At 61.6% G+C, this 24,140-nt stretch carries 19 protein-coding genes; 15 read left to right on the top strand and 4 right to left on the bottom strand.

The window, feature by feature from the left end:
• The 9 genes from FAY22_RS08520 (at position 1) to FAY22_RS08480 (ending at position 8,956) form a co-directional block, all read left to right on the top strand.
• A complete protein-coding gene (locus FAY22_RS08520; RefSeq protein WP_146329812.1) occupies positions 1–786 on the top strand; it encodes a sulfite exporter TauE/SafE family protein in 786 nt (261 codons plus the stop codon).
• Positions 786–3,326 (top strand): heavy metal translocating P-type ATPase, encoded by a 2,541-nt coding sequence (locus FAY22_RS08515; RefSeq protein WP_146329811.1) that lies wholly within the window; start codon positions 786–788, stop codon positions 3,324–3,326. Before FAY22_RS08520 ends, FAY22_RS08515 begins: the two co-directional genes overlap by 1 nt.
• Positions 3,327–3,343: 17 nt before the next feature.
• Positions 3,344–3,562, top strand: coding sequence for a cbb3-type cytochrome oxidase assembly protein CcoS (gene ccoS, locus FAY22_RS08510; RefSeq protein WP_146329810.1), 219 nt, complete (start codon positions 3,344–3,346; stop codon positions 3,560–3,562).
• Between the two features lie 135 nt (positions 3,563–3,697).
• A complete protein-coding gene (gene ccoN, locus FAY22_RS08505) occupies positions 3,698–5,122 on the top strand; it encodes a cytochrome-c oxidase, cbb3-type subunit I (RefSeq protein WP_146329809.1) in 1,425 nt (474 codons plus the stop codon).
• A gap of 16 nt (positions 5,123–5,138) precedes the next feature.
• Positions 5,139–5,750: a cytochrome-c oxidase, cbb3-type subunit II gene (gene ccoO, locus FAY22_RS08500; protein WP_146329808.1), complete on the top strand. Its 612-nt coding sequence runs from the start codon at positions 5,139–5,141 to the stop codon at positions 5,748–5,750.
• Between the two features lie 2 nt (positions 5,751–5,752).
• A complete protein-coding gene (locus FAY22_RS08495) occupies positions 5,753–5,935 on the top strand; it encodes a cbb3-type cytochrome c oxidase subunit 3 (RefSeq protein ID WP_210411916.1) in 183 nt (60 codons plus the stop codon).
• Complete coding sequence (gene ccoP / locus FAY22_RS08490; RefSeq protein ID WP_146329807.1) at positions 5,928–6,860, top strand: cytochrome-c oxidase, cbb3-type subunit III; 933 nt, start codon at positions 5,928–5,930, stop codon at positions 6,858–6,860. The genes FAY22_RS08495 and ccoP overlap by 8 nt, the downstream gene beginning before the upstream one ends.
• A 145-nt stretch (positions 6,861–7,005) precedes the next feature.
• The gene (ccoG, locus tag FAY22_RS08485) at positions 7,006–8,400 is read left to right on the top strand and encodes a cytochrome c oxidase accessory protein CcoG (protein WP_146329806.1); all 1,395 of its coding nucleotides are present in this window, start codon (positions 7,006–7,008) and stop codon (positions 8,398–8,400) included.
• Between the two features lie 16 nt (positions 8,401–8,416).
• Positions 8,417–8,956, top strand: a complete 540-nt coding sequence (locus FAY22_RS08480; protein WP_146329805.1) for a FixH family protein — start codon at positions 8,417–8,419, stop codon at positions 8,954–8,956.
• Between the two features lie 468 nt (positions 8,957–9,424).
• Here the strand turns inward: FAY22_RS08480 and fnr are convergent, their stop codons facing one another.
• Positions 9,425–10,105, bottom strand: coding sequence for a fumarate/nitrate reduction transcriptional regulator Fnr (gene fnr / locus FAY22_RS08470; RefSeq protein WP_371417384.1), 681 nt, complete (start codon positions 10,103–10,105; stop codon positions 9,425–9,427).
• Positions 10,106–10,774: 669 nt separating this feature from the next.
• Between fnr and FAY22_RS08465 the strand changes: the two genes are divergently transcribed.
• Complete coding sequence (locus tag FAY22_RS08465; RefSeq protein WP_146329802.1) at positions 10,775–11,500, top strand: hemerythrin domain-containing protein; 726 nt, start codon at positions 10,775–10,777, stop codon at positions 11,498–11,500.
• 13 nt (positions 11,501–11,513) lie between these two features.
• Here FAY22_RS08465 and FAY22_RS08460 read toward each other — a convergent pair whose 3' ends face one another.
• The gene (locus tag FAY22_RS08460; RefSeq protein ID WP_146329801.1) at positions 11,514–12,851 is read right to left on the bottom strand and encodes a GAF domain-containing protein; all 1,338 of its coding nucleotides are present in this window, start codon (positions 12,849–12,851) and stop codon (positions 11,514–11,516) included.
• A complete protein-coding gene (locus tag FAY22_RS08455; protein ID WP_146329800.1) occupies positions 12,848–13,345 on the bottom strand; it encodes a pyridoxamine 5'-phosphate oxidase family protein in 498 nt (165 codons plus the stop codon). The genes FAY22_RS08460 and FAY22_RS08455 overlap by 4 nt, the downstream gene beginning before the upstream one ends.
• A gap of 134 nt (positions 13,346–13,479) precedes the next feature.
• Here FAY22_RS08455 and FAY22_RS08450 point away from each other — a divergent pair, with 134 nt between their 5' ends.
• Positions 13,480–14,196 carry a pseudouridine synthase gene (locus tag FAY22_RS08450; RefSeq protein ID WP_146329799.1) on the top strand — a complete coding sequence of 239 codons (717 nt, stop codon included), beginning with the start codon at positions 13,480–13,482 and terminating at the stop codon, positions 14,194–14,196.
• Positions 14,197–14,310: 114 nt separating this feature from the next.
• Positions 14,311–16,608: a DUF1631 family protein gene (locus FAY22_RS08445; protein WP_168204804.1), complete on the top strand. Its 2,298-nt coding sequence runs from the start codon at positions 14,311–14,313 to the stop codon at positions 16,606–16,608.
• Positions 16,609–16,644: 36 nt separating this feature from the next.
• Here FAY22_RS08445 and ppnN read toward each other — a convergent pair whose 3' ends face one another.
• A complete protein-coding gene (gene ppnN, locus FAY22_RS08440) occupies positions 16,645–18,015 on the bottom strand; it encodes a nucleotide 5'-monophosphate nucleosidase PpnN (protein ID WP_146329797.1) in 1,371 nt (456 codons plus the stop codon).
• Between the two features lie 301 nt (positions 18,016–18,316).
• Here ppnN and FAY22_RS08435 point away from each other — a divergent pair, with 301 nt between their 5' ends.
• The 3 genes from FAY22_RS08435 to FAY22_RS08425 all read left to right on the top strand — a co-directional run bounded on the left by FAY22_RS08435 (position 18,317) and on the right by FAY22_RS08425 (position 24,140).
• On the top strand, positions 18,317–20,998 hold the full coding sequence (locus tag FAY22_RS08435) for an EAL domain-containing protein (RefSeq protein WP_168204803.1): 2,682 nt from the start codon (positions 18,317–18,319) through the stop codon (positions 20,996–20,998).
• A gap of 284 nt (positions 20,999–21,282) precedes the next feature.
• Positions 21,283–21,507 (top strand): hypothetical protein, encoded by a 225-nt coding sequence (locus FAY22_RS08430; protein WP_146329795.1) that lies wholly within the window; start codon positions 21,283–21,285, stop codon positions 21,505–21,507.
• 374 nt (positions 21,508–21,881) lie between these two features.
• A complete protein-coding gene (locus tag FAY22_RS08425; protein ID WP_146329794.1) occupies positions 21,882–24,140 on the top strand; it encodes a trehalose-6-phosphate synthase in 2,259 nt (752 codons plus the stop codon).

Below are 24,140 nucleotides of genomic sequence, written 5' to 3'. Positions count from 1 at the left end.
GTGACCGACCTGCACCTCATTTCCGTTTTTCTGATTGGCTTGCTGGGCGGGGTGCATTGCGTCGGCATGTGCGGGGGCATCGTTGGGGCATTGTCGGTCGCATCGCGCAGCAAGCGGCCCTTCCCGGTGGCGGTGAACACTGCCGCGGTGGCGCAGCCCCAGATCGCCGTCTTCGACAACGTGTTGCGCGTCGCTGCCTATAACGGCGGCCGCATCACCAGTTACATGATCGCCGGCGCCATCGCCGGCGGTGTCGCGCAGGGCGCACGCACCCTGTCTTTCGTCTCATCCCTGCAGATCGGCGGCTACTGGGCCGCCAACCTGATGCTGGTGGCCCTTGGCCTATACCTGATGGATGCCTGGCGCGGACTGGCGCGGCTGGAGTCCGCGGGGCAGGTGGTCTGGCGGCGCGTGCAGCCGCTCATTAAGCATTTTCTTCCCATGGACAGCGTGCCGAAAGCGTTCGTTCTGGGAGCCCTGTGGGGCTGGGTCCCGTGCGGCATGGTGTACAGCGTACTGCTGACCGCGATGCTGAGCGGTTCCGCTACATCGGGCGCGGCGGTGATGTTCGCGTTCGGGCTCGGCACTTTGCCGGTGTTGCTGACCATGGGACTGCTCGGCACCCGCCTGCAGTCATGGACCCGGCAGCGCAGGGTGCGCCTCGCGAGCGGCCTGCTGGTGCTTGCATTCGGCCTGCTCGGATTGGTGCGGGCGGTGAATGGCTTGTCGCTTGGCTGGCTCGACACATTCTGTGTGACACCGGCGGCGCACCAGGGAGCGCATTGATGACCGCCACCTTGCCGGCTGCGGCGCGCATCGACGCCGCAGCATCCGATTCTTCCGTCGCAGCCGCCGTCGACTGCTTCCATTGCGGCCTTCCGGTGCCGATGGGTGCAAGCTGGCATGTGGTGATCGATGGCGCGTCGCGACCGATGTGCTGTCCGGGCTGCGCGGCGGTGGCACAGACCATCGTCGACAACGGCCTCACCGACTATTACGCCTCGCGCAGCGGTTTTGCCCCGACTGCCGACCAGGCCTCGCTGGTTCCCCCGGAACTTCGCCTGTACGACGATCCTGAGGCAATCGAACGATTCGTAGCGCAAGCCGACGACGCACAGGACTGCTGCGATGCCGTTTTTTCGATCGACGGCATTCGCTGCGCCGCTTGTGTATGGCTGATCGAGCGGCGGCTATGTAGCGTTCCTGGAGTTCAGCAAGCGAACCTCAACGTGGCTACCGAGCGCCTGCAGGTGCGCTGGGATCGGTTGCATTGCAAGCCGAGCGACATCCTGAAAGCGGTGCGCGAGCTCGGCTATGTCGCGTATCCATTCGATCCGATCCGGCACGGCGAGCAGTTGCAGCGTCACGGCAAGCGCCTGTTCCGGCAACTGTTCATCGCCGGCTTGTCGATGATGCAGGTGATGATGTACGCGGTGCCGGCCTACCTCGCCGCCGACGGCACGATGGAGTCCGACATGGCAAGCCTGATGCGCTGGGCCAGCCTGTGGCTGACGGTGCCGGCCGTTTTCTATTCCGCGCTGCCTTTCTTCAAAGGCGCCTGGTCGAACCTGAAGGCGCGCGCGCTTGGCATGGATGTGCCGGTGGCGCTCGGTATCGCGGCGGCATTCGGTGGCAGCGTAGTCGCCACCATCCACGGGCAGGACGAGGTCTATTTCGACTCTGTCACGATGTTCATTTTCCTGCTGTTGTGCAGTCGTTATCTGGAGCTGGTGGCGCGGCGCAAGGCGGCGTCGGCCCTGGAAAAGCTGCAGCGCGCCCTACCTGCCTCGGCCGCGCGCCTGACCGCATGGCCCTCCAGCCGAGAGACCGAAATCGTGCCCGCCGGCCAGCTGGTCGAGGGCGATCTGTTGCTGGTCAGGCCGGGCGAGGCGATCGCGGCAGACGGCGTGATCGTCGAGGGAGCGACGGCGGTGGACTTGTCGCTGCTGACAGGCGAGAGCGAGCCGGTGCGGCGATCCGTGGGTGAAAGCGTGCCCGGCGGCGCGGTCAATGCAACGCAGGCCATCGTGGTAGAGGTCGCCAAGCCGGTGCGCGAGAGCACCTTGTCAACGCTCGTCAAGCTTATCGAGCGGGCAGGGCAGGGCAAGCCGCAACTCGCGCTGTGGGCGGACAAGGTGGCGGCATGGTTCGTCGGCGCCCTGCTGGTGTTTGCGGTTGCCGTTTTCGGCGTCTGGCACTGGCTGGATGCGTCGCGTGCATGGCCGATCGCGATCGCGGTGCTGGTGGTATCGTGTCCCTGCGCGCTGTCGCTGGCCATGCCCAGCGCGCTGGCGGCGGCCACGGACCGGCTGGTGCGCCAGGGCGTACTGGTGGTGCAGCCGCACGTGCTGGAGACCCTGCATCGCGCCACGCATGTCATTTTCGACAAGACCGGCACGCTCACAGTCGGAAAGCCCGCGCTGCGGCATGTCGAAACGTTCGGTGCCATCAACGAGTCATGGTGCCTGCTGGCCGCGGCGGCCCTCGAGGCCACGAATGCGCATCCGCTAGGCGCGGCCATTGTCGAGGCGGCCGGGCGGCTGGAAGGGCGGCAGGCGGCGCGCGACGTGGCGTACACGGCAGGTCAGGGGCTGGAAGGCGTTGTCGATAGTATCCGTCTTCGCCTTGGCCGCGCCGCCTTCGTGTCCGGGCTGACGCATTCCACGATCACGGAACATGACGACGGCAACGTGACTGCGGTCTATCTCGGCTCCGAACAAGGCGTGCTGGCGCGGTTCGAACTGGCCGACGCCGTACGCGGCGACGCGCGCGAGGTGGTCGATTATTTCAAAGCGATCGGCAAGCATGTCGTTCTGCTCAGCGGCGACCAGCGCAGCGTCGCCCAAGCCGTCGCTGCGGAGCTTGGCATTCCCGCGGCCCATGGCGAATTCCTGCCGGAGCAGAAACTCGAGTTCGTGCGACGCCTGCAGGCCGAGGGTTCCGTGGTGGCCATGGTCGGAGACGGCGTCAACGATGCCGCCGTGCTGCGCGCCGCGGACGTATCCTTCGCGATGGGGAGCGGTGCGGCGCTGGCGCAGTCCCACGCAGATACGGTGCTGCTGTCGGGGCGGCTGTCGTCAGTGCGGGAGGCGGCGCAGACGGCTGCCCGGACCATGAAGGTGATACGGCAGAATCTTGCGTGGGCAACTCTCTATAATGCGCTGGCGATCCCCGCCGCCGCGCTTGGCCTGCTTACGCCTTGGCTGTCGGGAATAGGCATGTCGCTCAGTTCCGCGCTGGTGGTGGTGAATGCCTTGCGGCTGCGCCGCGGCGCCGGCGGCGAGCAGGGCGCGCGAGCGGCGCAGGCGCGCCAACGGTCAGCATAACCAGACGGATTGACATCATGGAAGCTCTCTACATCCTCGTGCCGCTCAGTGTCGTGCTGGTTTTCATCGCGATCTGGGTATTCCTGCGCATGTCCGACGGCGGGCAGTTCGACGACATGGTTGGGCCGGCAATGCGCGTGGTGCTTGACGACGATCGCGCCGCCGACGACACGCGCTTGGCGGATGGCGCCCGCGAGGCAAGTGATGTAAAAAAAGCATCTGACAGGCAAGATTAAATTCTCTAAAGTGAGAAAAAGCCAGAGTAAATCACTCGGTTTTTTGATTCGGATCAATTTGACTCAAATCAAAGTTTTTGAGTACCCAAAACCGTACCCTCCCCACATCGTATTACCAACCCTGGGAGATCGTACGTGGATACAGCACTCAACTACAACTACAAGGTCGTCAGGCAGTTCGCGATCGCTACTGTAGTGTGGGGCGTGGTGGGCATGCTGGTCGGCGTTTTTATCGCCGCTCAGCTTGCCTGGCCCGCCCTTAATTTCGACATACCGTGGCTCACTTACGGACGCCTGCGCCCATTGCATACCAATGCGGTGATTTTTGCGTTCGGCGGCTGCGCACTGTTCGCCACTTCTTACTACGTCGTTCAGCGTACCTGCCAGGTGCGCCTGTTTTCCGATGCGCTGTCAGCCTTCACCTTCTGGGGTTGGCAACTCGTCATCGTTGCGGCCGCAATTACGCTGCCGCTGGGTATGACCACCGGCAAGGAGTACGCCGAACTGGAATGGCCGATCGACATCCTGATCGCGCTAGTCTGGGTAGCGTACGCGCTGGTGTTCTTCGGCACGCTCTTGAAGCGCAAGGTGCCGCACATCTATGTCGCCAACTGGTTCTACGGCGGCTTCATCCTCGCCGTGGCTCTGCTGCACATCGTCAACAGCGCCGAGATGCCGGCATCGCTCACCAAGTCCTATTCGGCCTATGCCGGCGTGCAGGACGCGATGGTGCAATGGTGGTATGGACACAACGCGGTGGGCTTCTTCCTGACCGCGGGCTTCCTCGGCATGATGTACTACTTCATTCCGAAGCAGGCCGAAAAGCCGGTGTATTCGTATCGTTTGTCGATCGTGCACTTCTGGGCACTGATCTTCACCTACATGTGGGCGGGTCCGCACCACCTGCATTACACCGCGCTGCCTGACTGGACCCAGTCGATCGGCATGGTGTTCTCTCTGATCCTGCTGGCGCCGTCTTGGGGCGGCATGATCAACGGCATGATGACCTTGTCCGGCGCCTGGAACAAGCTGCGCACCGATCCGATCCTGAAGTTCCTGATCGTTTCGCTGTCGTTCTACGGCATGTCGACCTTCGAAGGCCCGATGATGTCCATCAAGACCGTCAATTCGCTGTCGCACTACACCGACTGGACCGTCGGCCACGTGCACGCTGGCGCCCTCGGCTGGGTCGGCTTCATTACCATGGGCTCGATCTACTACCTGCTGCCGCGCCTGTTCGGCAAGACCGAAATGTGGAGCAAGCGCCTGATCGAAGTGCACTTCTGGGTGGCGACCATCGGCATCGTGCTGTACATCGCTTCGATGTGGATCGCCGGCGTGATGCAAGGTCTGATGTGGCGCGCGGTCAATGCTGACGGCACGCTGACCTACACCTTCGTGGAAGCCGTGAAAGCAACCTTCCCATATTACGTGATCCGCTTCACCGGCGGCCTGCTGTACCTGAGCGGCATGGTGATGATGGCTTACAACGCGGTCATGACGATGCGCGACGCGCAACCGGTGAATGCACGCATCCCGGCAGTCGCGGCCCACGCTTGAGAATGAGGAGTTACGAATGAAATTCAAACACGAATGGATTGAGAAGAGCCCGATCCTGCTGGTTGTGCTGGTGCTGATCGTGGTGAGCTTCGGCGGCCTGGTCGAGATCGTGCCGCTGTTCTTCCAGAAGTCGACGACGGAGCCTGTGGCGGGACTGCAGCCGTACTCCCCGCTGCGCCTGGCCGGCCGCGACATCTACCTGCGCGAAGGCTGCTACAACTGCCACTCGCAGATGATTCGCCCGTTCCGCGCCGAGACCGAGCGCTATGGCCACTACTCGGTGGCCGGCGAGTTCGTTTATGACCACCCGTTCCAGTGGGGCTCCAAGCGTACCGGTCCGGACCTGGCGCGCGTCGGCGGCCGCTACAGCGACGAGTGGCACCGCACCCACCTGAACAATCCGCGCGACGTGGTTCCCGAGTCGAACATGCCGGGCTATCCGTGGCTGGCCAAGACCAAGTTGGATCCGGAAGATATCGGTCCGAAGATGCGCGCTCTCAAGAGGTTGGGCGTGCCGTATACCGACCAGGAGATTGCCGAAGCGCCGAAGGCTCTGGCCGACAAGACCGAGCAGGATGCGCTGGTCGCCTACCTGCAAGGCATGGGAACCCTCATCAAGGCGAGGTAATCATGACATTCGAACAAATGATCATGGATACGCGCATCCTGTTTACGGTGGTGAGCTTCCTGACCTTCATCGGGATCATCCTGTGGGCCTACAGTGCGCGTCGCCGCGCAGACTTCGAAGTGGCAGCCAACCTGCCATTCGCCGACGAATTCGATACGCAAGCTGCGGAGAAACAACATGTCTGATTTTACAAATAGCTTTTGGAGCGTCTACATTGCGCTCCTGACCCTGCTGGGTATCGCCGGCTGCGCGATCTTGCTTTGGGCGCAATCCAAGGCCAAGGTCGAGGTGGGGCCGGACGGCAAGGTGACGCAAACCACCGGCCATAGCTGGGATGAAAACCTGCAGGAGCTGGACACCCCGATGCCGCGCTGGTGGATGTGGCTGTTCTATATCACCATCGTGTTTGCGCTTGCCTACCTGTTCCTGTATCCGGGCCTGGGCACGTACGCCGGCAAGCTGGGCTGGAAGTCGACCGGCGCTTACGAGGAAGAGCTGAAGAAGGCGGACGCCGAATTCGGCCCAATCTTCGCAAAGTACCAGCAGCAGGACCTGAAGGCGGTGGCCGCCGATCCGCAGGCGCATGCCATCGGCGAACGCCTGTTCCTGACCTACTGCGCACAGTGCCACGGCTCCGATGCACGCGGCAACAAGGGCTTCCCGAACCTCACCGACAAGGACTGGCTCCACGGCGGCGAGCCGGACGTGATCAAGACCACCATCATGAACGGTCGTCACGGCATGATGCCGTCGATGGCGGCGGCGATCGGCGGCGACAAGGAAGTCGAGAATGTCGCGCACTACGTGCTGAGCCTGTCCGGTTCCGCGCATGATCCGATCAAGGCAGCCTTCGGCAAGGAGAAGTTCGGCGCCTGCGCAGCCTGCCACGGCGCTGACGGCAAGGGCAACCAGGCCCTCGGTTCTGCCAACCTGACCGACAAGATCTGGTTGTATGGCGGCAGCGCTGACACCATCATGGAGACCATTCGCAAGGGCCGCGACAACACCATGCCCGCGTTCAAGGACTTCTTGGGCGAAGCGAAGGTCCATCTGCTGGCGGCTTATGTCTGGAGTCTGTCCAACGACACTGGCGCTGTCGCGCAGAAGTAAGGGCGCCTAGCAGTAGAAAGAGAGAGCAGCCGTTGACCGCGTCACGAGGTGCGTTCGTAAGTGATACGATATGCGCCGCAGCGCGGTCCCGGCTGCTCAATCGCTTAGTATGAAGCCCGAAAAAATCAATCGTTGTGAGTCTGTAATGAGTGACGCTGCTCCAAAGGTATCGGTGATCAAGATGTACGCCGCTCGCGAGGAAATCTATCCGCGCGAGGTCAAGGGCTGGTATGCCAATTGGCGCTGGATTTGCGTATGGCTGACCCAGCTGGTGTTCTATGGATTCCCGTGGCTTTCCTGGAACGGTCGGCAGGCAGTGCTGTTCGACCTTGGCGCGCGTAAGTTCTATATCTTCGGCGTGGTGTTGTGGCCGCAGGATTTCATCTATCTGGCGCTGCTGCTGATCATTTGCGCGTATGCGCTCTTTCTGTTTACCGCCGTCGCCGGACGGCTATGGTGCGGGTTCTCCTGTCCGCAGACCGTATATACCGAAATCTTCATGTGGGTCGAGCGCAAGATCGAGGGGACGCGCAGCGCTCGCATGCGGCTGGACAAGCAGCCATGGACGGCCGAAAAGGTCGCCAAGAAATCGGCGAAGCACCTGATCTGGGGCGCCATCGCGCTATGGACCGGCTTTACCTTCGTCGGCTATTTCACCCCTATGCACGAACTGCTGGGCGAAGTGAAAACCCTCGGCCTCGGCCCGTGGGAATGGTTCTGGGTTTTGTTTTACGGCTTTGCCACCTATGGCAATGCCGGCTGGATGCGCGAGCAGGTATGCAAATACATGTGCCCGTATGCGCGCTTCCAGAGCTCGATGTTCGACAAGGACACGCTCACCGTCACCTATGACAAGGAACGCGGCGATCCGCGCGGCGCGCGCAGCAAGTCGGCTGCCAAGTCGAACCTGGGCGACTGCATCGACTGTTCGATGTGCGTGCAGGTATGTCCGACCGGCATCGATATCCGCAACGGCCTGCAGTACGACTGCATCGGCTGCGCCGCCTGCGTCGACGCCTGCGACTCGGTAATGGACAAGGTCGGCTCGCCGCGTGGGCTGATCCGCTATACCACCGAAAACGCATTAAAAAACCATTTCACCCCGCAGCAGATCCGGCAGCGCACGATGCGCCCGCGCGTGCTCATCTATACGGGCATCCTGGTGCTGATCGTGGCAGGCTTCCTGGGTTCGCTGCTCACACGCACGCCGCTCAAACTGGACGTGATCCGCGACCGTGGTGCGATGGGGCGTGAGGTGGAGGACGGCATGATCGAGAACGTGTATCGCCTGCAGATCATGAACACTGACGAATTCCCGCACAAGTATAAGATCAAGGTTTCCGGCATCGAGACCATCGCTCTGGCGGGCGCGGAAGAAGTGGCGTTGCCCGCGACCGGTTCGCGGGCCGTACCGGTGCGCGTGCGGATCGCCCACGGCAAGGGGCAACCCGGTTCGAACAAGATCATGTTCGAAGTCGAGTCGACCGACGGTTCGGATGTCGAAGTGAAGGAAAAGGCGGTATTTTTCGTACCGCGTTAAATGCAAGGAGATTGTGATGCAAAGCGCTGATCCGAGTTTGAAGACGGACGATGGTTCGCCCTGGTATGCGAACCGCTGGCCGTGGTTTCTGATGCTGGGTCCGTTCCTGGTGGTCGTGGCAGGCTGCTTCACCGCCTGGCTCGCGGTAAGTCGCCCGGATGCCCTGGTGGTAGACGACTACTACAAGCAGGGCAAGGCGATCAACCAAGACTTGCGGCGCGACCGTGTAGCGGCGAATTTGCACTTGAAATTGAATGTGCGCTTCGATCCGGCGGCCGGCAAACTGATCGGCCATATCGACAGCCCGCAGCGTCCGGTGACCGGCAAGATATCCATCCGCCTGGTGCATTCGACCCTGCCGGAAAAAGACATCGTGCGCGAGGCGTGGCCGGATAGTAATGGGAATTTCTCGATCGACTTGGCTTTCCTCGAGCAGGCGAACTGGCAAGTGCAGGTGGAAGATCAGGCGCGCGACTGGCGCCTGACCGGCGTCTGGACATGGCCAAAACAGCATGATGTCGTGTTGTCGCCTGACCTCGCGCCCGCCGAAGGATGAGGATTGGCGCGCCGCGTGCAGATCGGCTTGAAATCGAATATCGTATCAGGGAGCGTTCTCGATTATCAAAATCGATTCTCAATAATGAGAAAAGAGACGCGAGAATGCCAGTCTGATATGGCGTTTTATAAAGACGAAGCCGAAAGGAGGGTGGTTTGATGGCGCGGTTGATGATGGTCGTCTTGTGGCCGTCTTTTTTGGTCGCGATTGTCGCGGAAGGTTTTTTCTTTTCGCTATTTGATCCGCGTGACCTGGGAATGCTCGGAGTTCATCTAGACGTAAGTCCGATGGCAGCGTATACCGTAGGATTTTTCTGTTTCTGGATGTTTTGTGCACTGGCCAGCATGCTGACTTGTTATCTGGTCGGTGTGCCGAGTGAACGCCGACCACCCTTCTGATGTTTCTAAAAAAACCGGGCCTTGCGCCCGGTTTTTTTATCTCTAAGCGTTGTCCGCAGGCCCAAGCGCATCATGCGCAGCTCAGGGTGCCGGCGGCGACTGCCTTTAGCGTGTTCGGTTCGAGCAGTTCCAGTTCACGGTTGCTGACCTTGATCCAGCCGCGCTTCTTGAATTTAGATAACAATCGGCTGATGCTTTCGATGGTCAGGCCGAGATAATTGCCGATTTCCTCGCGTGTCATGCGCAACTGGAAGCTGGTGGAAGAATAGCCGCGTGCGGAATAACGTGATGACAGATTGCTGAGGAAGGCGGCGAAGCGTTGTTCCGCCCGCATGTTGCCCAGCAAAAGCATGACGCTTTGTTCACGCGTAATTTCCTGGCTCATCATCCGGTGAAAGTGATGCAGCAGCGTCGGAATTTCGGCAAACAGGCTTTCCAGCCGCGCGAACGGGATCTCGCACACCTCGCTGTCTTCCAGCGCCACGGCGTTGCAGTGGTGACGATCGGTGCTGATGGCATCCATTCCTAACAGTTCCCCGGCCATCTGAAAGCCGGTGATCTGCTGGTCGCCGCTGGGATTGATTTGGTGTGTCTTGAAATGGCCGAGGCGGATCGCGTACAGGTTGGTAAAGGGGTCGCCGACGCGATACAGGTGGCCATCGCGCGGGATGCGGCGACGGCGCCCAATGATCTTTTCCAGCTTGTCCATTTCGGTCGAGCCGAGCCCCGTAGGGAGGCAGAGCTGGTGCATGCCACAGGCGGAACAGCGTGCTCGCAAGTCTTGCGCGCTCGCGGCACCCGATGCATTGGAAGAATAGGCGGGATGAGTCATATCGGCAGAATTCATTCTATGCAGAATCATGTTCGCGCTCGCTGTAGGTTTTTAGGCGTTTTGGGGTTCGGGTCAAAATTGAGCCAGGTCAAGAATCCTAATGCAAATCCCGTACCAAGCAAGCAAAATCGTGGATTAACCGGTGCCATACCAAGGCAAATCATGCGGTGAACCCTGAACATCAAGGCGCCAAGCCAGAATGCGGCCGCAATGGATGTTCGTTGCTGCTACAACTGTCAAAAACAGGAGCAGCGTTCGACGCTCCTTTTGTTCCCAAAATCGGGAAGTCAACGCCGAGCGAGCCGACGCGATCCCGGATCAGGTCGAGCCCGGGAAGGACGAAGCTTATCAGTCTCTTTTGACGCATCGCAATATTTTACCGCTCCTCTCGTAGGTCGTGTGGTTGAAATATCACTTGTGATCGGTATGGTCTTTGGCGCGCGACGGCCACAAGGCGTGCTTCCGAACTTAAGGTTTTTTTAAGGTTTATTGAATGAAGTTTTAAGAAAACGGGTCCGGATAAGTCCGTAATCTAGGCCTGTCGTCAATTGAACTTCTTTTGCAACCGCCAAACGATCGGAGACCTTCATGGAACAGGCCATTTCCCCTTCCCAGTCGCACGCCACAGGTGTTGTTCAGCGTTTCGATATTTATGCCCACATTCACAAGGCCTTGCGCCTTTTCATGAGCGATACGCTTCAAGCGGTCGGCGCCATGGATGGCTCCGACGGTGGGGAAGTGGCCTGCGTCCTGGGGCAGGTCCGCGCATTGATTGTTTTCTGCGGCAGGCATTTGCAGCATGAAAACCAGTTCATCCATACCGCGATGGAAGCGCGCCAGCCCGGTTCGGCGTGCACGATCTCGTCGGAGCACGTGCATCATGAATCGGCGCTGGAGAGGCTCTCCACCCTGGCGAGCGCGGTCGAGGGGGCGCAGGACGAGGTGCGTTCCGGCGCGATCGCTGACTTGTATCGTGAACTCGGCCTGTTCATCGCGGACAACCTGGCCCACATGCATATCGAGGAAACTGGGAACAACGCGGTATTGTGGGCAACGCACAGCGATGAGGAAATCATCGGCATCGAGCAGGCGCTAGTCGCCTCGATCCCGCCGGACGAGTCCCTTGCCACCATGCGCTGGATGATTCCAGCTCTGAGCGCTCGCGAGCGCGCGGAAAAACTGGCGCTCATCCGCCGTCACGTCCCGCCGCCGGCGTTCGACGCGCTGCTGGATGTGGCGCGTGAGAACTTGAGCAAGCGCGACTGGAGCAAGCTGGCAGATGCGCTGGGAATCGAGGACCGGATGGCGGCTTAGTTAATAACACTCTCTATCCTTCCCGCAATTGGAGCGGACGATCGACGCACAGCCGGAAGCGTCCGCGCCCGGTTTTCTCGATGCGGATCGCCGCTCCACGCTCGGTCAGGCGGCGGCTGAGCAGGATCAGGCGCGCTTCGAGGTTGTCGCTGATGTCGGGTAGCCGCAAGCGCGAATCGAGGCGCAGTTCCCGATTGGTGAATTCGGTACGGCTCTTGTCGGCATATTCGCGCAGCAGAGTCCAGAAAATCGAACCGGCAACACCCTTGATCAGGTAGTCGTCATCCAGGAAAACGCTGCCATTTTCACGGTAATGACGTACCGTCAGCGGCATTCCCCCGACCGGCGTGGCCGCGGGCTGGACGGCCGGCGCGTCCTCGCCGGCATCCGCGGCGTTTTGCAGCAGTTGCGCCGCCATGCCGAGTTGGGCCGCGAGGGTGACCAGCGCATCCTCGTCGTCATAAGTGAAGCGCAAGTCGTGCGGGCTTTCGACATACAGCACGCCGAGCAGGCGCTCCGCGGCCGTGACCGGCACGGCGAGCTGGCTGCGCGATTCGCGCAGGCCCGGCAGCGGGATCTCGGTGTCGAGCGCGTGAGCCCAGTCGCTGCGGGAAGCGCTTTCGCGGATGGCGCGGCTGTATGAATATTCGGCGTTCATGTGGCTGATCCGGATGGGCGTGCGTTCCTGCGCCGCGACGCCGATGACGCCATGGCCGAGCGGTATTTCCGAACCAACGCCCGATGCTTCGTAGCCGCGGCTGGCGACGGTGTACAGGCGTTCGCTCGGCGCGTCGAACATCAGGATCATGGTGTAGCGGATGCCGAACAGCTGCTCCAGGCAGGCCAGGGTTTCTGCTAGAAGGCGTTCCAGGTCGCAGCAGGAACGCAGCCGCTCGCTGGCTGCGCGCAGCGCGGCCAGCAGGTTATGTTGCGCCGGTGGCGGCTGCACGGTTTCCCCCGGAACGCGTTCGATATCGTGCACGCGAAAGACATCGGCTCCCAGCAGCCGGAACACGCCTCCCATCCCGGTATGGGAGGCGATGCCGGCCAGCTTGGCCTTCATGCTGGCAAAGAGCGGGCCAGCGATTTCGGTGCGCAGGTATTCGATCGACAGCCGGTATTGCGCGCCGCTCAGCGGATTGATGAGCGACAGCATGGCATGCGGGTTAGCCATGAGGTTTTGCCGCGTCTTGTTGAAGAACTGGTAGGAGAGCGCGATGTGCTCGCTGTCGATGAACTGCACCTGCGACAAGTAGGCGACATTGGGCACGCCTTGCGGCGAGGCGGTGGCGATCGTGCCCGGGATGACGCTTTCGAGGCATTCGCGGATGGCGTCGAGCTTGGTCTTCATGTGCCGGCCTTCAACGGTGCGCCTGCCTGCGGGCCGGGTGTCTGCGAATACGCCTCCGATGGCACGAATCTGAGCGCGACGATATCGGCTTGCCGGTGCGACAGCAGGGTGCGCACCATCACCGGGTCGAATCCGAGCGGCGCCAGCTCGCGCACGAACGCTTCGCGATAGGCCTGTACACACTCCCATTCTCCTTCCAGCAAGCCGTCGACGATGGCACCGGCGCCCTTGAGCTGAACGGTGCGATGCGTCGACGGCTCGCTGAACACCACTGCAACGGCGCCGTTGTCGCGGACGCAGCCGAGCAATTGCGCGGCCTGGATGGCCGAAAGGTAGATCGTCACCAGCGGCCGGTCCTCGGTTACATGGCAGCCTATGGCGCGCACCAGGGCTGGCTTGCCGCTGCGGTCGCAGGCCGCAACGGAAATGCCGACCGCACCTTGGATGAAGGCGACGTGGCTGGCGTCGATCAGCGGCGCGGGAGCAGGCGGCATGGCGGTGGAAAAAATAGTAAAAAGACAATTCTGGTGTTTCGCAAATGATACCTGCCGCGTGGCCCAGCGTCACCGGATACATCAATCTGCCGCCAGCGACGATCCGCGCGGAATGTTTCTGGTAGAGTTCGCCCATGAGTAAACTGACACTGGACCGCATCCTGCAATCGCAGGGATTCGGCACCCGCAAATGGTGCCGCGCATTGGTGGCCGACGGCGAAGTGACCGTCGACGGCAACACCGTCACCGATTATCGTGCCGCATTCGATACGGCCGGACTGCATTTCGAGGTATTCGGCGAACGCTGGGAGTACCGCGAACACGTCTATATCGCACTGAACAAGCCTGCCAACTTTGAATGCTCGCGCAAGCCGAGCCATCATCCGGGCGTGCTAACGCTGTTGCCGGAGCAGTTCAGCTGGCGCGACGTGCAGCCGGTAGGCAGGCTCGATCACGATACGACCGGCTTGCTGCTGCTGTCGGACGACGGCGCCTTCATCCACGCGCAATCGTCGCCGAAGCGCCACGTCCCCAAGCTGTATCTGGCAACGACTGCGGACCTGGTGACGCAGGGCCTGGTCGAGCGCCTGCTGGCTGGCGTGCAGCTGCATGACGAGCCCGCGCCGCTGGCCGCGCAGAGCTGCCGTGCGGTGGGACCGAACCAGCTGGAAATCGTGCTTGAACAGGGCAAGTATCACCAGGTCAAGCGCATGCTGGCCGCCGCCGGCAATCACTGCGCGGCGCTGCAGCGCACCGCAGTCGGCACGCTGACGCTGGACATGCTCGGCCTTGCGGAGGGCGAGTGGACCTACCTCGATGCACAGCAGATGGACTTGCTGGCCCCTGCGTAAACGCATTCCATGCACGGAACTTGGGGCGAAAACCGTCTCTGTTCCGTGAGTGGCAAGCTGCTTTGGCGCCATGATTTGCGCATAAGATATAACATTTGTACCCCGGCTTTATCCATGGCAGACACTGAATACAAACGGCTGCTCGATTCCGCGAAGGACCGCGCTTTTTTCGGATTTCTGGCGCTGATCCAGCGTGCCATGCAGGATGCGGACAAGGCGGCCGGCACCCAGCAGGCGGCGGCCTCCGGCCTCAGCCAAAGTGCGCTGATGTCGTTACGGCATTTCTTGCGCCAGGACAGCAGCGTCTTGCTGCGGCGCGTCGAGACCTTGCTGCGCACCTACCTGGACCGCGCGATGCAAACCATGTATGTCGACCTGCGTCCCGGCTTGCACAATGTGACGGCGGACGATTTATCGCTGATCGACGACGAGGCGGTCAACCTCCAAATCGAGGTCGGGCGCCTGGCGCAGCGCATGCGCGACGCGGACGCGGAAGGCATCGGCCGCCTGAATGTCATCATTTCGCAGATGCATGGTCACCACGATGCCAAGGAGCGCGAAAATCCATTCCGTCCCTACCTGCTGGCGCGCGTGCTGTACGAGGCGGTGCGCGATACGGTCGGAGACGAGGCGAAGGTGCGCTTGCTGTTCGAGCATCTGGCCGAAGCGCTGCTTCCGCATCTGCCCGGCTATTACGGCGCGATCAGGCAGGTGTTCGAATCGTCCGGCGTGCATGGGAAATTCATTGCCCAGCAATCGCGGGCCGCGCATTTCCAGCGCTATTACGGCGCGCCGGCAGCGGGCGCGTCCGCGCAGTTCGCCTCGCGCGTCATTCCGGAGCTGCAGCGCATGGTCGAGGTGTTGCAGCAGAACGCCTCAGCACACGATATCGCCGGCGGCCAGACCGTGCATGACATGATCCGCGCCATGCTGGGCGCCGCCCGGCCTGCGCCGCGTGGCGCCGCCGGCACGGCACGGAGCGGCATGGTCGATGCCGCGGGCCAGGGCTCAGCTTCCCTGGCGGCCCGGCTTGGCGAGTACCAGAAAAAGGTGGCGCAGGGCGAAGCGATCGATGCCGGCCGGGCGCAGGAGCGCAACCAGCTGTTCGTGTTGCGCGACGGGCTGGCGCCCGGGACGGTATCGGCCGAGGATCGCATGACCATGGAAGTGGTTGCGATGTTGTTCGAATTTATCCTGGAGGACGAGCAGATTCCTGTCCGGCTGCGGGATCGTATCGGACGCCTGCAAGTCCCGATTCTCAAGGCGGCTTTGCTCGATCCTACGCTCATGCACGACGAGGCCCATCCGGCGCGCCAGCTGCTGAACCGACTGGCGTCGGCGGCGGTTGCGGCCGACCCGTTGGGCAAGGAGGGGCGCGAACTCACCGGCGAAATCGAGCGCATCGTCGATCATATCCTGCGCGGCTTCGACCGAGACATGGCGATCTTCGCCGCCAGCCTGAAAGGTTTCGAATCCTTCCTCGCGCAGCACTTGCGCCAGGATCACGCCCACACCGCGCCAGGCGTCGAGGCAGTGGAGATGGCGGAAAAGATCAGCATCCTTCTGACCAATATCACCGGCGAGCTGTGCGGCGCGCTGGTGCCGCTCAATGCCGACAAGCGCATCACCGATTTCATCATCCACGTCTGGCCGCAGGTGCTGGTGCGCGCAGCCTGGGCCGACCGCGACAGGAAGATCGATTGCGCGCAGGCGGACAGCGCCTTCCAGGCTTACCGCGCGGTTCTTCCCGATTTGTTGTGGAGTATCCAGGGCAAGCACAATCCGCAGGACAGGGCGGCGCTGATCCGCCTGCTGCCGGATCTGGTCAAGCGCCTGAACCAGGCCATGCGCCTGATCCAGATGCCGGAAGAGGACAGCCGCCAGATCATGGATCAACTGGTGACGATGCATACCCAGATGCTGCGAGGCCAGCAGAAGGATGCCGCGCAGCCGGTCGCGCGCGCCAGGCTGGAGCAGGATTTCGGGCATCTTGCGATCAGCTGGGAGCGCGTGGCCTGGACTCAGGCCGAATCGCCCCAGCCGCGCCCCGACCTGATCGAGGAAGTGGTGGCGCATTATGGCGTGCCCGCCGCGCTGCATTTGGGCGTCAATACCGTGGCCGCGGCGGCCGCGGACCGGGAATTCCTTGCGCAGACCTACCTGATCGGCACGCGCGTGGAAATGCGCGCGGACCAGAGGACAATGCCGGCGCAACTAGTGTGGATCAGCACGCACCGCTCGCTCTACCTGTTCCGCCAGGACGACGGCGGGCTCGCGATCTATACCAGCGCCGCGCTGCTCGAAGCGCTGCGCGACGCGGCCATCGTGCCGGTGGAATATGCGCCGGTATTCGAGCGCGCGGTCGAGTCGCTGCTGTTTGGCGCGGACAAGATCCGCAGTGGCGTGGCGTGACGGTTTGCGCCCCGCAGCGCCAGGCGGGGCACAGCCTTACTTGACGATCCGGTAGCAGGGATTGTATTTCTTGCCCGGCAGCTTCATCCGGTGCTGCGCGACGAACGACGCCAGCAGCGCATCCATCGGATCCATGATCGCGGCATCGCCGTGGATTTCGAAGCGGCCATGCTGCTCGATGGCGCGAATTCCCTGATCCTTCACATTGCCGGCGACGATGCCCGAAAACGCGCGCCGCAGGTTGGCGGCCAGCACGTGCTTTTCCTGATTCCCGTGCAGGTGCAGGTTGCGCATGTTTTCATGGGTCGGCTGGAAGGGGACCTGGAAGTCGTGGGCGATCCTGAGCAGCCAGTTGAAGTAATAGGCGTCGCTTCTCTCCTTGCGGAACTGGCGCACTTCCTTGATTCCTGCCTGCATTTCCTGGGCGACGCGCTCGGGATCGTTGACGATGATTTTGTAGCGGCGCTGGGCGATGCTGCCCAGGGTTTCGCCGATGAAGTGATCGATCTGGCTGAAGTATTCACGCGAATTTTCCGGCCCGGTGAAAATCAGCGGGAAGGGGATGTTGGCGTTGTCGGGATGGAGCAGGATGCCGAGGATATAGAGGATCTCTTCGGCGGTGCCGGCGCCGCCCGGGAAGACAACGATGCCGTGGCCGGTGCGCACGAAGGCTTCCAGCCGCTTTTCGATGTCCGGCATGATCACCAGGTCGTTGACGATCGGGTTGGGCGATTCGGCGGCGATGATGCCCGGCTCGGTAATGCCGAGGTAGCGGCCGTCGCGGATGCGTTGCTTGGCGTGCGAGATTGCGGCGCCCTTCATCGGCCCCTTCATCGCGCCCGGCCCGCAGCCTGTGCAGATATCCATGCGGCGCAACCCGATCTGGTAGCCGACTTCCTTCGAATAATCATATTCCTCGCGCGAAATCGAATGCCCGCCCCAGCACACGACCAGGTTGGGATTGGTCATCGGGCGCAGGACGTTGGCATTGCGCAGGATATGGAATACCGAGTCGGTGATGCCTTCCGAAGTCGACAGGTCCAGTTTCGGGTTGTCGTTGATTTCGTCGCTGACATAGATGACGTCGCGCAGCACCGCGAACAGGTGCTCGTGGATGCCCTTGATCATTTCGCCATCGACGAAGGCGCGTGCCGGCGCCCCCTTGATGTCGAGCTTGATGCCGCGTTCACGCTGGATGATGCTGATGTCGAATGACTTGTAGCGTTCCAGCAATTCCTTGCCGTCGTCCAGTGCGTTACCGCAGTTCAGGACGGCCAGCGAGCAATTGCGGAAGATGTTGTACAAGCCGCCCTGGCTGGTATCGAGGAGTCTTGCCACTTCCGCCTTGGACAGGATATCGAGGCGGCCTTCGGGTGAGATGAGTGCGTCGACGACGTGATGAGTCATAGAAATGAATGATCAGGTGAAATAAGGCTTCCTGGGTAAGTGAGCTGGCATTGCCATCCAACTTATGTGTTGTCCATGCTACACCGTTTAACGTAGCGCAATCGAGTTTCGATTACAGAAACATCCTCTCCGTTTCTGCTCCATGTATTTTCCACCCTTCCGGACGGTGATGTGCGGCAAGGTTAGGTGGAGAACGTTTAGTGTAGCGAAGCGTCATAACATCATCCAGGCCAAGAAGATCGACACGCAAATTGGGCACATCCGACAGAAGGCGAATCCTGATCGACGGTGGGACCAAGTCATGAGCCACTCCGGCATCATGGCTGAGCGCATGCGTCTGCAGGCGCTGGACCGCTACCAGATTCTGGATACCGCGCCCGAAGCCCGGTTCGACGACATTGCGCATCTAGCTAGCGCCATCTGCAATACCCCGATCGCGATGGTGTCGCTGATGGATGAAAAGCGGCAATGGATCAAGGCGAAGGTTGGCCTGGAGTTCAACGAGGTGCCGCGCGAGATTGCATTCTGCAGCGTCACGATGCAGGCCCGGGAACTGGTCATCGTGCCGGATGCACGGCGCGACCCGCGCTTCGCGGACAATCCCCTCGTTACCGCGGAATCGGGCATCCTCTTTTATGCGGGCGCGCCGCTGATCTCGCACGACGGCTATGTGCTCGGCACGCTGAGCGTGATGGACCGCGTGCCGCGTGAGCTGACGCCGCAACAGCAGCAGGCGCTGCGCACGCTGGCGCACGAGGTCGTCGCGCAGCTGGAACTGCGCAAGACCCTGTCCCAACTCGAAAGTGCTGTTGCGCAGCGGGACTTGTCGCAGGCGCAGTTACGGCAAACCAATCGTGCGCTCGAGGAGCGCGTGGCGCAGCGAACGGCCGAGCTGAACCGGGTCAATGCCTCTCTGCTGCAGGAGGTTGAACGGCGCGGGCGCGAGGCGGCGCTGTCGCAGGCCATCATCGACAGCCTGCCCGGCATTTTCTACATAGTGGACCGCAACGGAAAATTCGAGCGCTGGAACCGGAATTTTGAACAGATCACCGGCTATTCCAACGATGAGATGACACGCGCCCATGCGCTCGATTTTTTCGCCACACTTCAAGGAAAGAAGGCGGCGCAGTCGATGATGCGCCACGCGCTGGATGCCGGTAGCGGCACGGCGGAGGCCGAGCTGGAGGCCAGGAACGGCGCTCGCATTCCTTACTATTTCACGGCCGGGAGAATCGAGCTGGACGGCAACGTCTGCATCGCGGGCATGGGCATCGACATTACCGAGCGCCGCCGGGCCGAAGAAACCCTGCGGCTGAAGAATCGCGCGATCCAGGCCAGCGTCAATGCCATCATCATTACCGACCTGGAAGGCAATATCGAATACGCGAATCCGGCTTTCGAGAACATTACCGGCTACAGCGTGGCGGAAGCGGTCGGCCGAAATTGCCGCTTCCTGCAGGGTGATGACAGGGAGCAGGCGGGCGTGGCACAGATCCGCAATGCCATCCGGCAGCGCGAAGAATCGAGCGTGCTCCTGCGTAATTACCGCAAGGATGGCCGGCTGTTCTGGAACGATGTGCACGTCGCGCCGGTGCGCGGCCCGGACGGTACGGTCACGCATTTCGTCGGCGTGCTCAACGACATCACGGATATCAAGCATTACGAAGCGCAGCTTGAGCGCCAAGCCAATTTCGACACTCTCACCGAACTGGTCAACCGCAATGTGCTGAAGGACCGACTGCGCCAGGCCATCGCGACCGCGCAGCGCGAGCGCACCTTCGTCACGGTCGGCTTCATCGATCTCGACAACTTCAAGTTCATCAACGACAGCCTGGGCCACAACGTTGGCGACGAACTGCTCAAGCGCGTGGCGGAGCGTCTGGTGCGCTGCCTGCGCGGCCAGGACACGATCGCGCGCTACGGCGGCGACGAGTTCGCGTTCGTGCTGGTGGGGCAGAGGGACGAGCAGAGCGTCGCCGCGCTCATGGAGCGGGTGCTCAAGACTATCGACCGGCCGTTCGATGTGGAAGGCCACAAGTTCTTCATCAGCTGCAGCATCGGCGTGAGCTTCTATCCGAGGGACGGTCTGGACTCCGATACCCTGATGAAGAACGCCGATGCGGCCATGTATCGCGCCAAGGAAAAAGGCCGCAACAATTTCCAGTTCTATACGCCAGCGATGAACAAGCGGGTGAACGAGCGGCTGACGCTGGAAGCCAAGCTGCGCCAGGCACTGGAGCGCGAAGAGTTTGCGCTGCATTACCAGCCCAAGGTCGAACTGGCAGGCGGACGCATCGTGGGCGTCGAGGCGCTGCTGCGCTGGAAATGCGCGAGCGGTGCTACGGTCGGCCCGGCAACCTTCATCCCGCTGGCCGAGGAAACCGGCCTGATCGTGCCGATCGGGGAGTGGGTGCTGGGCAGCGCCTGCGCGCATATCAAGACGCTGCAGGAAATCGGGCTGGCGCCGCTGCGGGTGGCAGTCAACATCTCGGCGCGCCAGCTCGAACCGGAGCCGCTGATCGACGTGGTGCGTGCGGCGCTGATGAAGACAGGGCTGGATGCGTCGTTCCTGGAGCTGGAGCTGACCGAAAGCCTGGTGATGACCAACCCGGAGGAAGTCATCAAGTTGCTGCACGAGCTGAGGGAGATGGGCTTGTGGCTGGCCATCGACGACTTCGGTACCGGCTATTCGAGCCTCAGCTACCTGCAGCGCTTTCCGGTGGATCGACTGAAGATCGACCAGTCGTTCGTGCGAGATATCGGCGCCGATCCGAACGACGCGATCATCGCGCGCGCCGTGATTTCCCTTGGGCATAGCCTCGGGATGAGCGTGATCGCGGAAGGCGTTTCCAGCCAGGAGCAACTGAGCTTTTTGCGCGAGAACGGCTGCGATGAAATGCAAGGCTATCTATTTAGCCGGCCGGTGCCGTTCGAGGAGTTGACCATGCTGCTCAAGGAAAACCGTGTGCTGTCGCCACGCTGAAGGAGCTGGCGGCGCAAGGCGCGGGCATGAGTGGCCGCATGGGTGCACCGCGATAGATAAATTTGGCGCAGGGATTGAGCGCCATCATCGAGCCTGGCCCTGCGGTGTGAAATATTTACTTGAATCATCGCATAGTCGGTGGAAATGGAATCTCCGTGGATTGCCGCGGAGCGGCGGCGCATTGTTCTTGAATGTGATTATGTGCCGCCCGGCATCAAGAGCAGCCGGGCCAGAATTTGCTTATATAGAGGAGCGGTCCTGATTGGAACCTTTGGAGATATTTGATGCAGACGCTGAGTTATACCGTAGGTCAATGGCGCGCCGAGGCGCATATCGAAGAATTGGAAACTGGAAAGTTGATGGCTGTAATTTCGGTCACGGATGATAAAGGGACGGCGAGCGGCGACTCGAAACATACCGTGGTTTTCGAGCATCAGGCGGGCATGGATACGGGAAGGGAAACCGAAGTGCTGGTGCGGCGCCTGTTACGCGAGCGCTATGGAATTTAATACGAGGTAATGCCGCATCGCGCGGCCTATCGCCTGACATTGGAAGGGCGGCGCACTGGTGACAGGCGCCGCCCTTTTCCATATACCCCTGCGCCGTGTGCGATCTATTTCTCCAAGACATGATTTGCCTCCGTACCGCACCGGGTGCCACGCGGGCGGAACTATTGGGGCAAATGATGATCTTTTTCAAATATACAGAACAACAATCCGGTGATGGGCTCCCATGTCTCGAATCATTCCGGGTACGTTCCCCCTCAATCAACCATGGCTCGCAGCAGGCGCGATATGCGGCGCTTTGCCTCGACGCTTGAAAATGCATGCCATCCCGCCGGTAGTGCGCGGGACGGCGGCGCATGAATTATCGGAAATCAACCATGCATTCACGGCTTCTTCGTCTCTCGTTGCGGTTTGTATTGCCGCTTGCCCTGGTATTGGGCGTTTCCGCCTATGTCGTCGTCCCGCTGGTCGATGACCTTACCCTGCGCTGGTTCGTGCGGGACCTCGATACCCGTTCGCAATCCCTGGCCAACGCGCTGCAGGACCCACTGCAGGAATATGTGCCGGCCGGTGCCGAGAAGAAAATCACACAGCTGTTCGACCGCGCGATGCGCGACGAGCGGCTGTATGCGATCGCCTTTTGCGATGCCGATGGCAAGCTGCTGTACAAGACCTCCACCTATCCCAAGTCGCTCGGCTGCAACGTGAAAATGGAGACCGACGGCAAGCGACAGTCGCTGATACGGCTGCCCGAAGGCGCGCTGCATGTTTCGGTCAGCCCGCTGGAAAACGAAGGACGTTTTCTCGGGACCCTGGTCCTGGCGCACGACATGAGCTTTATCGAGCGCCGCAGCGCCGACACCAAGCATTATGTGATCACGCTGTTCGCCGTGCTCACGCTGCTGATCTCGCTGGTGACGGTGTTCATCGCCCACCTGTCGTGGCGCAACTGGATAGCATCGATGAAGGGAATACTGCGCGGCGAAATCGGGCCACGGCCGCAGCAGCAGTCGACTCCGCCCGAGGTGCTGCCGCTGGAAGGCGACTTGCGCATGCTGCTGCACGAGTTCAGCCTCGAGCGCAGGACGCGCGATGACGTCACCCATTTGTGGACGCCGGAAAAGCTGCGTACGCTCCTGCACGAGGAACTGGCCGGCGACGAGGTGCTGGTGGTGTCCAACCGCGAACCCTACCTGCACATGCGCACGCGCAAGGGAATCGAGGTGCAGCGTCCGGCAAGCGGACTGGTCACGGCGGTCGAGCCGGTCATGCGCGCCTGTTCCGGCACCTGGATCGCGCACGGCAGCGGCTCGGCCGACCGAGACGTGGTGGACCGCTTCGACCGCGTGCCTGTGCCGCCGGCCAATCCGTCCTACACGCTGCGCCGCGTCTGGCTGACCAAGGAGGAAGAGCAGGGTTATTACTACGGCTTCGCCAACGAGGGGCTGTGGCCGTTGTGTCATATTGCGCACGTGCGTCCGGTGTTCCGCTCCTCCGACTGGGACCAGTATGTCGCGGTCAACCAGCGCTTCGCCGATGCGGTCATCAAGGAAGCGCGCACCGACGACCCGGTGGTGCTGGTGCAGGATTACCATTTTGCGCTGCTGCCGCGCATGGTGCGCAACGTGCTGCCGAAGGCGACCATCATCACCTTCTGGCATATTCCGTGGCCGAATCCGGAATCCTTCGGCATCTGCCCGTGGCGCGAGGAAATCCTGGAAGGACTGCTCGGCAGCACCATCCTCGGCTTCCACACGCAATTCCATTGCAAGAACTTCATCGAAACCGTGGATAGGTATCTCGAAACACGCATCGAACACGAAGCCTCGACCATTTCCTATGGCGGCAAGCTGACCCAGGTCGAGCATTATCCGATCTCGATCGCCTGGCCGGAAAACGGCAATGGCGACAAGCCGGGCGTGGCGGAGTGCCGGGCATCGGTGCGCGAAGAGCATGGCATGCCGGCCGACCATCTGCTGGGCATCGGCGTCGACCGGCTCGACTATACCAAGGGCATCATCGAGCGCTTCCAGGCGGTGGAGCGCATGCTGGAGCTGCATCCGAACCTGGTCGGGCGCTTCACCATGATCCAGATCGCCGCTCCCAGCCGTTCCTCGCTGGACGAGTACCAGAACTTCGACGCGCGCGTGCGCGCCTTGGTACAACGCATCAACAATCGTTACTCCAACGGAAATTATCAGCCCATCATCCTGAAGGCCGAACATCACGACGCCGAGTCCGTCAATCGCTATTACCGTGCGGCAGACGTTTGCCTGGTCACCAGCCTGCATGACGGCATGAACCTGGTCGCCAAGGAATTCATCGCCGCGCGCGACGACGAACGCGGCGTGCTCGTGCTGTCGCAGTTCACCGGTGCGGCGCGGGAACTGCACGAGGCGCTGATCGTCAATCCGTATCACATCGAACAGGGCGCCGACGCTCTGTACCGCGCCCTGACCATGCCGGAAGTGGAGCAGCGCGAACGGATGCGCAGCATGCGCTCGCTGGTCAAGGATTTCAATATCTACCGCTGGGCCGGACGCATGCTGCTCGATGCCGCGCGCCTGCGCCAGCGCGAGCGCATCATGACCAAGATCCGGGCGCACAGCCGCAAGCCGCTGCGGCGGGTGGTGTGA

Source organism: Noviherbaspirillum sp. UKPF54 (assembly GCF_007874125.1).
Taxonomy (GTDB): domain Bacteria; phylum Pseudomonadota; class Gammaproteobacteria; order Burkholderiales; family Burkholderiaceae_D; genus Noviherbaspirillum.
The sequence above is the reverse complement of the archived record's forward strand: the minus strand, read 5'-3'. Positions and strand labels throughout refer to the sequence as shown.

Excerpts from the sequence above, each read along its gene's own strand:
- ccoP (WP_146329807.1), top strand. The coding sequence starts at position 5,928 with ATGTCTGATTTTACAAATAGCTTTTGGAGCGTCTACATTGCGCTCCTG.
- FAY22_RS08465 (WP_146329802.1), top strand. The coding sequence starts at position 10,775 with ATGGAACAGGCCATTTCCCCTTCCCAGTCGCACGCCACAGGTGTTGTT.
- FAY22_RS08455 (WP_146329800.1), bottom strand. The coding sequence starts at position 13,345 with ATGCCGCCTGCTCCCGCGCCGCTGATCGACGCCAGCCACGTCGCCTTC.
- ccoS (WP_146329810.1), top strand. The coding sequence starts at position 3,344 with ATGGAAGCTCTCTACATCCTCGTGCCGCTCAGTGTCGTGCTGGTTTTC.
- FAY22_RS08430 (WP_146329795.1), top strand. The coding sequence starts at position 21,283 with ATGCAGACGCTGAGTTATACCGTAGGTCAATGGCGCGCCGAGGCGCAT.
- FAY22_RS08425 (WP_146329794.1), top strand. The coding sequence starts at position 21,882 with ATGCATTCACGGCTTCTTCGTCTCTCGTTGCGGTTTGTATTGCCGCTT.
- FAY22_RS08460 (WP_146329801.1), bottom strand. The coding sequence starts at position 12,851 with ATGAAGACCAAGCTCGACGCCATCCGCGAATGCCTCGAAAGCGTCATC.
- fnr (WP_371417384.1), bottom strand. The coding sequence starts at position 10,105 with ATGCACCAGCTCTGCCTCCCTACGGGGCTCGGCTCGACCGAAATGGAC.
- ccoO (WP_146329808.1), top strand. The coding sequence starts at position 5,139 with ATGAAATTCAAACACGAATGGATTGAGAAGAGCCCGATCCTGCTGGTT.
- FAY22_RS08480 (WP_146329805.1), top strand. The coding sequence starts at position 8,417 with ATGCAAAGCGCTGATCCGAGTTTGAAGACGGACGATGGTTCGCCCTGG.
- FAY22_RS08450 (WP_146329799.1), top strand. The coding sequence starts at position 13,480 with ATGAGTAAACTGACACTGGACCGCATCCTGCAATCGCAGGGATTCGGC.
- FAY22_RS08445 (WP_168204804.1), top strand. The coding sequence starts at position 14,311 with ATGGCAGACACTGAATACAAACGGCTGCTCGATTCCGCGAAGGACCGC.
- ppnN (WP_146329797.1), bottom strand. The coding sequence starts at position 18,015 with ATGACTCATCACGTCGTCGACGCACTCATCTCACCCGAAGGCCGCCTC.
- FAY22_RS08495 (WP_210411916.1), top strand. The coding sequence starts at position 5,753 with ATGACATTCGAACAAATGATCATGGATACGCGCATCCTGTTTACGGTG.
- FAY22_RS08435 (WP_168204803.1), top strand. The coding sequence starts at position 18,317 with ATGAGCCACTCCGGCATCATGGCTGAGCGCATGCGTCTGCAGGCGCTG.
- FAY22_RS08515 (WP_146329811.1), top strand. The coding sequence starts at position 786 with ATGACCGCCACCTTGCCGGCTGCGGCGCGCATCGACGCCGCAGCATCC.
- ccoG (WP_146329806.1), top strand. The coding sequence starts at position 7,006 with ATGAGTGACGCTGCTCCAAAGGTATCGGTGATCAAGATGTACGCCGCT.